Genomic DNA, 12,751 nt, shown 5'->3' on the forward strand with positions numbered 1-12,751 from the left:
AACCACACTCTTATATATTAAATGTACATATATAGAATGTGGCTCTTTTTATTTTTTCTAAAATTATTACATACTATACAAAAATTATTATTTATGATTTCTTAAGACTACTCCTCAAAACAACGCATATTTTTTACTGTTTTTTAGATAATAAAGAACTATATTTTGAGTATGGTTTTCTTTAATTTCTAGGTTTTTCATATTTCTTGTTTCTACCTTTAGTCATAGAGATATATTCCTATATACAAAATTTTTATATAGAGAATATATCTCATTGTATTTTTACTTGTCTTACTGTCTAATATTGATCATCTCAACAATTCTATCTGCTCTTTTTGCTAATTCCATATTATGAGTTACCATTACCACTGTTTTACCATTTTCCTTACACAATTGTTTAATTAAACCAAATGCATTATCTGAGGATTTGGGATCTAGAGAACCTGTTGGTTCATCGGCTAATACAATGTTTCCTGGTTTTAATATAGTTCTTGCTAAGGCCACTCTTTGTTGCTCTCCACCTGATAAAGTATTTACAACTTCCTTTTGTAAATGTTTTAATCCCACATAATCTAACGTTTTTGAAATCATATTTATCTTTTCTTTATGAGATTTATTTACAAATTCCATTGCTATAAGCAAATTTTTCTCTACAGTCTCATTATCTATTAATGCATAATTTTGAAAAAGATAGTTAATTACATTTCTCCTAACCATTGTGGCTGCCTTAGAGTTTATTTCTGGCAACTTTTTCCCATTTATTTTAATTTTTCCTCCATCATAATTTTCTAACATTCCCAAAATATTAAGAAGTGTAGATTTTCCACATCCACTAGGCCCTACAATTGCTACAAACTCTCCTTTTTCTATTTCAATATTAAAATTTTCTATAATATGTCTATTCCCAAACTTTTTATTTAAACCAGTTACTTCTATGGCATTTTGTTTCATTTTTTAATTCTCCTTAAATTCTGTGATTATACTTTCTACTGCATTTTTTGACAAGTACACTTTAAGCACAACCAATTGCACTATTCCTAACAATGTTGTCATAAGCATACCAATTCTGCACTGTAACAATTTTGCAATTAAAATTTCTATTATTACAGCCACAATAACTACAGCCGAAATTTTTCCATGCATTTGTAAATTACTATAACCTAAAAATTTCTTTATACTGTTTTTCTTGATATTAGTCTTTTTATAAAGTACTGCTATTGCCAATAAATTTCCTGTTACTATAACGGATAAAATACCAATAACAACTCCAAACCAACATATTGATGTTCTTAGGCTTTTTTGTATTCCATTTATATATTCTCTTACTGCAATAAATTTAATTTTATTATCATCCAAATGATATTTCTTTAAATACTTTATATCAGTGTACTTGTCAGCAAGTTTTGTATTTTCAAGTTTAATCATAGTATTTTCAAGTGTTTCCGCCCTTAAATTATCACATTCAACAGAATTTATATTTTCAGACGTTGTCAACAAAATATAAGGTGAATCTGTTTCGATTTTTTCTTTAGATTTAGTTCCCCATGTAAAGAATTTTTTCTTTGGTTTGTAGTATACAAACTTATACTCTTTGTTTCTTTCAAATGAAGTTTGAATATCATCATCAGATATGTTGCTTTCTGTGTCTTCCTTAATCCATTTTTCAACCTTGATTTTTTCTTTTTTTGATAGTGTATCTGGTAAAAGATATACTCTCACTCCATTTCTTGCCTCATCTAACAGTTTCGAATCTAAATCTGGAATCTCTTTTTTAGCATAATTAGGTGAATAATAAAAATACCAAAATGGCTTATCTGGTATATTTTTATAAGACTTGTAATCTTTCCACCCCTGTATTACACTGCTACTATACTCGGAAGTATTAATTATATATACACCTTTTTTATCTTCCATGCTCTTATACCAATCAAGCACATCCATACTTAATTTATTAGAATTATTCGCAAATGATTCTTGGTCATCACCTGGTAAAATGTCATACAATACATTATAATCTGACACCTTTTCCCAACGACTTAGCAATTTTGAATTTTCATCTATACTTTTTTTCAAACCATCTACGTACCAACATGATCCTTGCAACATTCCTACAACAATCAAGTATACAACTGACATAGAAATATACAACATTTTTTTCGGCACTCTACCATGAATAGCATTAATAGGTTTTACACTAAAACATGTTAATGCAACTGGAATTAGTTCGATAAACATTAAAATCACATTTATCAAACCTGCCAAAATACAATAGCTAATAAAACTTATAGAACTATTATTCCATCCCGAAAAAACAAATAACGCTATTGCAACTATTGGAATCAAAATAAATGCAGCATTAATAATCTCTTGATAGCACATAGCGAAAAAAGATTTTCTAGACCATCCCATCAATATATATTTGCCTTCATCCTTCATTCTTAACAAATAAAGTATCATATTGGCTACTGCATTAAGTATAACGCTTCCTATTACAAATCCTATTATAAACATATCCCTTAATGGCGCTGTCTCACTTTCTTGACAATTTGATATCAAGAAATTATCTCTATTTTGTTTTGTTGCTTTTGCTAAATCATTTAATAAACTGTCAAATTTTGCAGTATCTAATCCCGATATGTAATATTGTCCATTTACAGTTTCCTTAGTTGTCTGTTTTAATTTTTCTATAACAAAGTTATCTCCAAAGTTAAAAAGGGGAATATTTCCGATTGAATTTGCACTACCATTTAGAACTCCTAAAGTAGTTTCATCTTTCTCTGACTTTAACAATTTTTTGACTGATTTCTTATTTACAATATCACGACCAAGGAAGTCAAACTCTGGCATACTATTTACATCTCCGTATACCCCCATCTTCATTCCTCTTATGGATTCTCCTTGGTCAAGACTTATTTTTTTAAAAATAAAAGCGTGTTCCCTATCTACTTCTTCTAATAGTAAACTTCTAATCTGTTCTTGTTTGTCATTTGATATATCTTTAATATAGAGTTTATGAGTTTTTTGCTCATTTTCGCCATAATTTCTCCATTTATCATTATACATATTACTCAAACAATTTAAAACAAGCAAGGCGCATATAGCACCTTGCATAATTAATAAACTGATTAAGACATATGTAGAAGTATTTTTCTTCTTCATTTCCTTTACCTCTTTGTTTTCCTTGCCACCATGATGTCAAATTTTATAAACCGTTTACATTTTTATGGTATCAATAGCAATTTTATTTGTCAAGTTTAACATTGTTTTTTCACTTTTATCAAAAGCAAATGGTCCTGGAATTGTTGACTTCTCTCTCATGTTACCATAGAAATCTCTGTCTAAAATTAATGGCTCACCATTTGGATTTTCAAATTGTTCTTCTGGTTCAAATGCTATTCCAAGAGTTTTTGTTGTTACTAAATTACTCTTTACTTCTGCTACAAAGTCATATATATCAGTATCTAAATACCAACCATTTTCGTCAGAAACAAGTTTAAGCTTGTATTTTTTATCAGAATCCACCTTATAATTTTTTTCCTTTTTCCAAGGTTTAGCTCCATTTAAAAATACATTTCCATTTGTCCATACTGGAAGAGGCATATAATATCTATCTGTATCCGGCGAACCCATTCCACAATATCCTTCAAACTCATGTTTCCACTCGTCAAATGACAAAAATCCATTATCAAATACATCTGTTCCAACATTTATATTTCCATCATCCCATCTATTGCCGTCCTTTGATAACTCTTCCATAACATTTTTCATAACTGCTCTTTTTTCTTGCTGAATAAAAATGTTATTATAGAACTTATCATCTCCATGTAAGATAGTCATAAATCCCATTATATCTGTACTATGTGCCATATGATATGGTGTATACCTAACTGTTTTATCTTTAAGTTTCACTCCACCATTATCTGTGCCTATCCCAATTGATACTAATCCTCCTGCAATTAAATTGTGAACAACCGCCACGCCCTGACTTGCAAGTTTAATAGCTCGATCTGATAAAAGAACATTATTATCTATCAGTGTTGGTCCATGTGACACTTCTACAAAAATATCTTCACCCATCCCTTGAAAAGCTGCTACGTTTAATTTTTCAATCTTTTCAAGTTTTGGCAGCGTATTATGATGGAACAAATTTTGAGAAACCCTTGTTCCTTGTGCCTGCCAGTCTAACCACAATCCTCGTGTACAATTATAAATATGATTTCTTCTGATAATTGTATCTATTGCAGCATGTAATTTAATTCCTCCAATTTCAGCACCTGCAAGATTCTGCTTATTATTAATATTGTAGATTTCATTATCCTCAATTATACTAAATACCGCGCCTAAATGTCCCACTATTCCGGCTTGTCCGCAATCGTGAATCTTACAATTTCTAACAATATGACTACCTATATTATCTTTGTTCCATCCATTTACAACTGCTTCACAGATACATTCTCGTTCAGTTTGTGCTCCATCTTTGTATTTCCAATTCAACCATTTGTTGTCATTATCCTCTTGTTTGTACTTTCCCAAAGATATTCCAACACATTTGCTTTCATATACATCACAATCTTCTATCATCCAACCTTTTGACCAATGTGGGCCAATCATTCCATCTTGAAAAGCTGTAGGTGGTGCCCATTGAGTTGCTGCTTCTCTTATAACAAAACCGCTTAGATGTATATAATTTTTCCCTATTTGTTTTGGGAAAAAGCAATTTTTTCTTACGCTTATCTCAACTATTTCCTCATTTGGATCTACTTTATCAAAATTACAAAGAAATACTATCTGATTATTTTTTTTATCCTCTTTGGCATACCAAACATATTTTGAAAATTCTTTATCCCATGAATTTGGATTTAATTTAGGATTTTTTACATCTTCTTCAGATGTTACTTCATACATAGATTTATGATTCAAATAAACATCTCCTGTATGTGCAACAAAATCCGCAATAAACCAATCCCCAGAAACTCTCGTTGTGTAAGGATTATAATCTCCAAAAATTTCGCAGTTTATCCTTCTTTCCCAAACACCATTTCCAAGCGCCTTCCAGCCTTTAACTCTTTCTGCACCCGTAATAATAGCCTTATGTTTTTCAACGCTAATATATTTTATTGGTTTATTTTCTTCTCCTGAATAAACTGGATTAACAGACTCACGATAAACTCCAGGATAGACATATATTTCATCTCCTGGTTTTGCTACATCTGCTGCTTCCTGAATTGTCATAAAAGGTGCGTATTCATCCCCAATTCCTGTTCTTTTTACATTTCCATTTACATAATACTTCATATTTTTCCCTCCATAACATTATTTTCTCCTTTAATAAAATTATACCCTTCTCTAACTTTTTTTAAATATATTTTTTATTTATACATATTTTTTATACTCAATTTTCACAAATAGTCGTGTTATTTTATTACACTTTTTCTTTATACATCTCTAAATTTACATAAAAATATAAAAAAATGCAGTTTTAAGACAAATTTCGACCTTTTTACGACTTAAATGTTCACAAACAAAATTTTTTGATATTATATACATATACGAAAGAGAAACAATTGATTCTGTTAAGATTAGGGGATTTCTTACAGGCAATTGGTACAGTTGGGGATGTATCAAATAGTTAATTGTTATCTTGAGGAGTACTGAATAATTAATCAGTTTAGGTATAACTTTGGGGAGTTTATATTTATAAGGGTAAGAAACAAATTATAGGGATTGTGTTATTTCATTAAAGAAGTAGTTTAGGGGTAGACTACTTCTTTTTTGTTTGTTTTTCATTATATATTCTTTAGTTTTTGTTAATTATTTAGTTATGAAAAATAAAATTTTTCTTTATCTTTTTTTTATAGTATCTTAATTCATTCTGTACAGTATTCTTGCTCTATTGCGCATTTTCAACCGATACAATATGTGAAAAAGTTCCAATCCATCAAGTTAAACCAATATAAACTTTACCATACACTTGGAGGTACAAACTAATGGAAAAAGAAAATCCAAACACAACAAAACGTAACGCAAAACACGGTGTAAAAAGAAGCATACGGTGGACTCTTGTTTTAGGCTTAATGCCTATTATTGTAAAATGCATTCTCTATTCTTAACTTAAGCAATTCATCTTCTAATTCTTTTACATGTTCAATACTTGTGTCAACAACTGTTTCTTCACAAGGTTGAACATTTATATTTTTCTGATGTTTATCCAATGCTTTCTTCCTACCTTTCTTATGCGGTCTCAGCGCATCAGGACCAGAAATGCGAAAGCGATTAACCCATGCAGCAATCATACTAGGATTGCTTATACCTTCTTGAATGGCCAACTCCTGATATGAAACCTCATTTGATAGATAAAATTCTACCACAGAAAGTTTCTTTTCGAAAGAATACTTTGCTTGTTGACGAGAACGCATTAAGCCTTCATCACCAAAGGACTGGTAGTTATTGACCCATTTTTGTATATTTTCTTTATGTGGACCATAGACGGATGAAAGATACTTGTAGCCTCCTTCACCTCTTAAATAGGCATCAACAATTTTTTTTAAACTCGTAGCTGTACTTAGCCATAAAAATACCGACCTCCAATCGTTAGATTTTTGGTCTAACTTTTGGGGGTCGGTACAGGGTAGGCTACTTTTTTTATAGAAAATTTTTACATGCTTATTTCTAATTCAGCCAATTCCTGCCTAATTTTTTTTATATGAGATGTCATTATTACTGTATTTCCGTTCTTTACATATTCCTTCAAAATTATTTTTATCTCTTCATATTTTTCTGAATCAATTCCTGAAAAGAATTCATCCATCAACATCAATTTTGGCTCAAGAACCATTCCACACATGAGTTGCACTCTTTTTTTCATTCCTAGCGAGCATTGTTTTATTTTTTTATTCTTTATTTCTTCACAATAGAAATGTTTAAGAATTTCTTGTTTCTGAGATGTATTCTTCTTTATATCGTTTATATCTAAAACAAGAGCAAGCATCTCACATACAGTTAAATTATCATATAAAATCACCTGATCCGTTATAAAACAAATATCTGTTTTTTTCTTAATAATAGAATCATCTATCAAAATTTTTCCATCATCTACTTTTACCATTTGCATAATTGCCTTAAATAGTGTAGTTTTTCCTGAGCCATTTTCACCACATAAAAAAATGAATTTTCCTTTCGGTATTGTAAATGATATATTTGAAAACACCTCTTTATCACCATATCGTTTGGTCAGATTTTTTACAATTAAAATATCCATCTATATGCTCCTTTTTTACATCTTTATTCAAAAAAAGTATTTAAAAAACTTTCAATCCGTATTATTTTTTTTATTTGTCGGATTCTAATTAATATATAAATTTTTATGATAATAATAATTATAATTTGATAAATAATCATGCAAATTTTATCAATTTCCCCACATGCAAATAATATCGTTCCTAAAACCAAAAGCACCGACGCAATAAAAACTTTAAAATCCTTTGAAACTTCATTTGTTCTACGGTTATACGTATTTTTCATTGCGTCATATTGGGCACTAATAGAAACGGGATTATCAACTATAAGATAATTCTTTTCAACAAATGCAAGCTCCATTAAAAAAGCTACTGCAACCAACAAATATATTATTATTCCAACATCTGTTACTTTTTTTATACATGTGAAATATGCCGCCCCATATATTGCAGTCACTGGAAGGATTTCTCTTTTATAATATATTTTTCTCTTTACTTCAAATAGTTTTGAAAAATCATTAATCCATAATAGAATCCTCTCCCTTTCATAGTCAAAACTGTATTGATTATTCATATCTAAAATGTCGCTACATATAAAAAACAATGAATTTGATATCATTACAAAAGCCAACATCAACGTAGCTTTATTATAAGTCACTCCACTTACCACTAATATTCCAACAAAAAATCCAATTATAGCACATTGAAAAAATCCAATTTTTTCAATAAAATTTTTTTCTTCTTGTCCATAAATATTCATTTTTATATTCTGTGAGTTTCTTTCATTTAATATTGTTTTAATTTTCATTACCACAGCATAAATCACTGCTACCACAACAAATCTTATGCTAATTCCAAAAAAATATGCTGGATTATTCACTATATTAGCAACACTGTTTCTTATACTACTTTTCACATCAAACGAATAAAACCACTTCCAAAAAATATTTGAATTTTTTGCATTAAATTTTAATGGTATTAGAATCACATGTTTTGATATAACATTTCCTGCGATAATTGCCGCAATAACTTCTAAATATTTTAAAATTATTTTAAATCTTTTCGATGTAATCCTAAACGCTTTTTTACTATTAGAATTATATGTTTTTACTGAATTATTTTCGTGACTTATTATCTCATGATATAGTTTTTGACACATTACCACCGAACAAATAATCACCATAATAATCCCACAAAAAAAATTTACAATACTTGACACTTTTGTTATTCCTAATATGTTAAATATTGCAATAAAAAGGATTACATTCTCTTGTAAACTCCAAATCACTTCTGCTTTTATTATGTTTTTTAAAATTTGTTTACGAGTTAACTCAGAAAAAATCAGATATACTTCAAATTCCTGCTCTTCTATTATATTTAAAACTCTGATTTTCAACTCTCTCCATGTCAGAATCACAGATAAAATAATTATTGCACTCAATAATCCTATACGTATTTCTTCTTTATCTATTTCAACATTCCAAAACATCGTTACACTCGATGCCAGGATTATCATAGTTCCCAAAGCGAACAAATATATTGGAACGAATACAGGAAATGGTATATTTTCTAATAAAACATTACTACATATTCTATCTTTGAGTTTCCTTTTCAATTCCCATATAAGCATTTTTGTACTTTCTTTTTTCATTTTTTCTCCCATACTCACACACTAACAACATTGTAATTTTTTACGTTGCTTTTTTTTAATTTATAATAATGAGCTTCTATGCGTTTTAACTTATAATGTTGCTATTTTATAAGAAATATTTGCTTCTATTAAAGCCGCTACTATTAACGCCAGTACTATAAGAATTCCCAATTGTAAATATTTTCTCCACACAACATGATTATTAATTTTAATTATTTGATTTACACCGATGGATGCACATACTATCAAAGCTGTAATTTCTATTATTCCATGTGGTAAGAGCGACAAATATTTAAAATGGGATTCAATATAGAAATCAGCACCAACTACGACGCCCCAGAAAAAGCCATTTACAAAAATTATAAGATATGATAACAATTTATTTACAATGATTCCTGCACATAACAAAAAACATACAATTAAGTTTTTTAAAAAAATCATATTCCACTTTGGTGCACCGTCATTGCTCAACACATCTGTTTCTTTTACAAATTCTATACTTCTGGATACATTTCCATATTGGGAATAAATAACACAAATAATTCCTAAGACTACTCCAGCAAACAAAACAACGCATACTTTTTTACTGTTTTTTAGATAATAAAGAACTATATTTTGAGTATGGTTTTCTTTAATTTCTACGTTTTTCATATTTCTTGTTTCTACCTTTAGTCATAGAGATATATTCCTATATACAAAATTTTATATATAGAGAATATATCTCATTGTATTTTTTATGCTGCAATTATTACTTTTTTTGCACCATGTTGAAAAGCTTTTTTTACAATATATGCTGTAATACCTGTTCCTGCTACTAATGCTATAATTGTAGTTGCTGTCGCGCCAGCATTTATGGCCGCAATAACAACTTTCGCATTTTTACTTGTAATAACTCCTGCTGCTGTTAAATTTGAAATAATCTTCGTAATAAAATACATTTATTAATCTCCTTTAAGTTTTTTTCATCATGATGTCATTTTTTAAGTAAACTGTTTACGTAATAATAATAATAATAATATCACTTGTCAATACTTTTAACTATATTTTTTTAAGTTTAATATATTCTAAATATTTTACGTCTATAAAAAATGGATGCCTCCCACCAAAACGGTCGACATCCATTAATAAATTACGATTATTCTTTATAATCAGATACATCTATACGTGTCAAAGCTTTTCTTAGAGCATATTCAGCACGTTTAACATCAATTTCATTTACATGATCTTTTAGACGTTCTTCTGCTCTTTCCTTAGCTGCCTGAGCACGATTTATATCAATTTCCCCAGGCCACTCAGCTACCTCTGCTAAAACAGTAACCTTATCTTGAAGGATCTCTACGAATCCAGAGTGAACTGCTGCCACTTTTTCTTCTTCTCCTTCATAGATAGATACTTTGCAAGGAACTATTGGCGCTGTTAAAGGAATATGATTTTTATACACACCCATCTCTCCATTTACAGTTGTAAGCTCTATAAAATCTGCTTGTCCTGTGTAAAAAACACGATCTGGTGTGATTATCTCTACTTTAAAAATATTGTCTGCCATAAGCTCCCCCTTAATTCATGCGGGCACGTACATCATCAATACTTCCTGCATTTAAGAAATAGCTTTCTGGAACATCATCATGTTTTCCATCAAGAATCTCACGGAATCCACGAATTGTTTCAGCAATTGGAACATATTTTCCTTCAAGACCTGTAAACTGTCCTGCTACGAAGAATGGTTGTGACAAGAATCTTTGAATCTTTCTTGCTCTACTTACAACAAGTTTATCATCTTCTGATAACTCATCCATACCAAGAATTGCGATAATATCTTGTAATTCTTTGTATTTCTGTAAGATTTCCTGTACACCACGAGCAACTTCAAAGTGCTCTTTACCAACGATTCTTGGATCAAGAATACGTGATGTTGATGCAAGTGGATCTACGGCTGGATAAATACCTAACTCAGCAATAGAACGCTCAAGAACTGTTGTAGCATCCAAGTGAGCGAATGTTGTAGCAGGTGCGGGATCAGTTAAGTCATCGGCAGGTACATATACAGCTTGAACGGATGTGATAGAACCATTCTTTGTAGAAGTAATTCTCTCTTGTAATGCACCCATTTCTGTCTGTAATGTTGGCTGATAACCTACGGCTGATGGCATACGACCTAGCAAAGCTGATACTTCTGAACCAGCTTGTGTAAAACGGAAAATATTATCAATGAATAAAAGTACGTCTTTTCCACCTTTATCACGGAAATATTCTGCCATTGTAAGTCCTGTTAGAGCAACTCTCATACGTGCTCCTGGTGGCTCATTCATCTGACCGAATACCATAGTTGTTTTATCAATAACGCCTGATTCTTTCATTTCATAGTAAAGATCGTTACCTTCACGAGTACGCTCACCTACACCAGTAAATACTGAATATCCACCGTGCTCTGTAGCGATATTGTGAATTAACTCCTGAATTAATACAGTTTTACCTACACCGGCACCACCGAATAATCCAATTTTACCACCTTTTTGATATGGACAAAGTAAATCTACTACTTTGATACCTGTTTCTAACATCTCTTGAGATGTTGCCTGATCCTCATATTTTGGTGCTTGTCTATGTATTGGCCATTTTTCTTCTGTATCTGGATCTGCAATTTCATCAATTGCATCTCCTAATACGTTAAAAATACGTCCTAAAGTTTTTTCACCAACTGGTACACTAATGGAAGCCCCTGTTGCAATTGCGTCCATTCCTCTTACCAATCCACTAGTAGGACCCATGGCAATACATCTTACTGTATCATCACCCAAATGCTGAGCAACTTCTACTACTAAATTTTTTCCATCTTTTAATGGTACTTTAATAGCTTCGTTGATTTCAGGCAAGTTGCCTTCTGTGAATTTGATATCCAAGACGGCACTAATAATCTGAGTAATTTTACCTACATTATTTGCCATTTTAATTCTCCTTGTTTGTTTTATCTAAATATGCACTCTTTACTGCTCAACCGCATTTGCTCCAGCAATAATTTCTGTAAGCTCTTGAGTAATTGAACTCTGACGTGCACGATTGTACTTCAACGACAAATCGCTAATAATTTCTTCCGCATTACTTGTTGCAGAATCCATCGCTGTCATTCTTGCGCCATTTTCACTGGCAACCGCTTCTACCAAAGCTCCATATAAAAGACTTGTAACATACTTTGGTATAATCATATCAAGTGCTTCAATTTCATTTGGTTCATAATTCATCAAAATTTCATTATCGCCTTCTTCTACTTCAATTTCAGATACATCCACTGGAAGTAACTTAATCATAGTAGGTACCTGGCTTACTGTGTTTTTGAAATGTGTATAAACCAAATATATCTCTCCAATTTCTCCATTTTCATAAGCTTCAAGAACTCTTTTGCAAAGTCCTGCTGCTTCATCATAAGATGGAGACTCTATTAAATCTGGAATACTTTCCTTAACGTTATAGCCACGTCTTTGGAAAGCTTCTGCACCTTTATTACCAACTGCATAAATTTCTAAGTCTTCTTTATTTAACTTTCCGTCAGTTACTAATTTAACAATATTCGAATTATATCCACCTGCTAAACCTCTGTTAGAAGTTATAACTACTACGCCTTTTTTATTTGTTTCAGGTTCATGTAGATATTTATGGTCGATATTTTGACTTCTTGCTAACATGCTTGCAACTGTTTTATACATATAGTTAAAATATGGATTTGTTTGCTCTGCACGGCTTCTTGCTTTTTGCAATTTTACGGTAGAAACAAGCTTCATGGCGTTTGTGATTTGCTGAGTACTTTGTATACTGCTTTTTCTTCGCTTAATGTCTCTCATTGAGGCCATTTCTTACCACCTACTCTTTC

At 30.8% G+C, this 12,751-nt stretch carries 11 protein-coding genes; all 11 read right to left on the reverse strand.

Translation table 11 applies throughout. The annotated features are described in order from the left end of the window. Positions 1 to 291 precede the first annotated feature (291 nt). The 11 genes from BMY79_RS09005 to atpG all read right to left on the reverse strand — a co-directional run bounded on the left by BMY79_RS09005 (position 292) and on the right by atpG (position 12,731). Positions 292 to 951, reverse strand: coding sequence for a putative bacteriocin export ABC transporter (locus BMY79_RS09005; protein WP_027422226.1), 660 nt, complete (start codon positions 949 to 951; stop codon positions 292 to 294). Positions 952 to 954: 3 nt separating this feature from the next. Continuing rightward, the gene (locus BMY79_RS09010) at positions 955 to 3,159 is read right to left on the reverse strand and encodes a hypothetical protein (RefSeq protein WP_074730797.1); all 2,205 of its coding nucleotides are present in this window, start codon (positions 3,157 to 3,159) and stop codon (positions 955 to 957) included. Between the two features lie 54 nt (positions 3,160 to 3,213). Then, entirely contained in the window at positions 3,214 to 5,295 is a 2,082-nt protein-coding gene (locus BMY79_RS09015) for a right-handed parallel beta-helix repeat-containing protein (protein ID WP_074730798.1), read from the reverse strand. A 776-nt stretch (positions 5,296 to 6,071) separates the two neighbouring features. Next, a complete protein-coding gene (locus BMY79_RS09020; protein WP_074730799.1) occupies positions 6,072 to 6,416 on the reverse strand; it encodes a helix-turn-helix domain-containing protein in 345 nt (114 codons plus the stop codon). Between the two features lie 239 nt (positions 6,417 to 6,655). Further along, entirely contained in the window at positions 6,656 to 7,258 is a 603-nt protein-coding gene (locus tag BMY79_RS09025) for an ATP-binding cassette domain-containing protein (RefSeq protein ID WP_022748852.1), read from the reverse strand. A 23-nt stretch (positions 7,259 to 7,281) separates the two neighbouring features. Then, positions 7,282 to 8,886, reverse strand: a complete 1,605-nt coding sequence (locus BMY79_RS09030; RefSeq protein ID WP_022748854.1) for a hypothetical protein — start codon at positions 8,884 to 8,886, stop codon at positions 7,282 to 7,284. 90 nt (positions 8,887 to 8,976) lie between these two features. Further along, positions 8,977 to 9,537, reverse strand: coding sequence for a stage II sporulation protein M (locus BMY79_RS09035; protein WP_022748855.1), 561 nt, complete (start codon positions 9,535 to 9,537; stop codon positions 8,977 to 8,979). A gap of 83 nt (positions 9,538 to 9,620) precedes the next feature. Continuing rightward, positions 9,621 to 9,824: a hypothetical protein gene (locus tag BMY79_RS09040; RefSeq protein ID WP_022748856.1), complete on the reverse strand. Its 204-nt coding sequence runs from the start codon at positions 9,822 to 9,824 to the stop codon at positions 9,621 to 9,623. Between the two features lie 197 nt (positions 9,825 to 10,021). Then, on the reverse strand, positions 10,022 to 10,432 hold the full coding sequence (gene atpC / locus BMY79_RS09045) for an ATP synthase F1 subunit epsilon (protein ID WP_074730800.1): 411 nt from the start codon (positions 10,430 to 10,432) through the stop codon (positions 10,022 to 10,024). Between the two features lie 10 nt (positions 10,433 to 10,442). Continuing rightward, the gene (gene atpD, locus BMY79_RS09050) at positions 10,443 to 11,831 is read right to left on the reverse strand and encodes a F0F1 ATP synthase subunit beta (protein ID WP_022748859.1); all 1,389 of its coding nucleotides are present in this window, start codon (positions 11,829 to 11,831) and stop codon (positions 10,443 to 10,445) included. Positions 11,832 to 11,870: 39 nt separating this feature from the next. Next, on the reverse strand, positions 11,871 to 12,731 hold the full coding sequence (atpG, locus tag BMY79_RS09055) for an ATP synthase F1 subunit gamma (protein WP_022748860.1): 861 nt from the start codon (positions 12,729 to 12,731) through the stop codon (positions 11,871 to 11,873). Positions 12,732 to 12,751: the final 20 nt, after the last annotated feature.

It is taken from the genome of Lachnobacterium bovis (assembly GCF_900111325.1).
Classification (GTDB): Bacteria; Bacillota; Clostridia; order Lachnospirales; family Lachnospiraceae; genus Roseburia; species Roseburia bovis_A.

Bases quoted from the DNA above. Each gene is read 5' to 3' on its own strand.
- BMY79_RS09025 (WP_022748852.1), bottom strand. From the start codon at position 7,258: ATGGATATTTTAATTGTAAAAAATCTGACCAAACGATATGGTGATAAA.
- BMY79_RS09010 (WP_074730797.1), bottom strand. From the start codon at position 3,159: ATGAAGAAGAAAAATACTTCTACATATGTCTTAATCAGTTTATTAATT.
- BMY79_RS09020 (WP_074730799.1), bottom strand. From the start codon at position 6,416: ATGCGTTCTCGTCAACAAGCAAAGTATTCTTTCGAAAAGAAACTTTCT.
- BMY79_RS09035 (WP_022748855.1), bottom strand. From the start codon at position 9,537: ATGAAAAACGTAGAAATTAAAGAAAACCATACTCAAAATATAGTTCTT.
- BMY79_RS09015 (WP_074730798.1), bottom strand. From the start codon at position 5,295: ATGAAGTATTATGTAAATGGAAATGTAAAAAGAACAGGAATTGGGGAT.
- BMY79_RS09030 (WP_022748854.1), bottom strand. From the start codon at position 8,886: ATGAAAAAAGAAAGTACAAAAATGCTTATATGGGAATTGAAAAGGAAA.
- atpG (WP_022748860.1), bottom strand. From the start codon at position 12,731: ATGGCCTCAATGAGAGACATTAAGCGAAGAAAAAGCAGTATACAAAGT.
- BMY79_RS09040 (WP_022748856.1), bottom strand. From the start codon at position 9,824: ATGTATTTTATTACGAAGATTATTTCAAATTTAACAGCAGCAGGAGTT.
- BMY79_RS09005 (WP_027422226.1), bottom strand. From the start codon at position 951: ATGAAACAAAATGCCATAGAAGTAACTGGTTTAAATAAAAAGTTTGGG.
- atpC (WP_074730800.1), bottom strand. From the start codon at position 10,432: ATGGCAGACAATATTTTTAAAGTAGAGATAATCACACCAGATCGTGTT.
- atpD (WP_022748859.1), bottom strand. From the start codon at position 11,831: ATGGCAAATAATGTAGGTAAAATTACTCAGATTATTAGTGCCGTCTTG.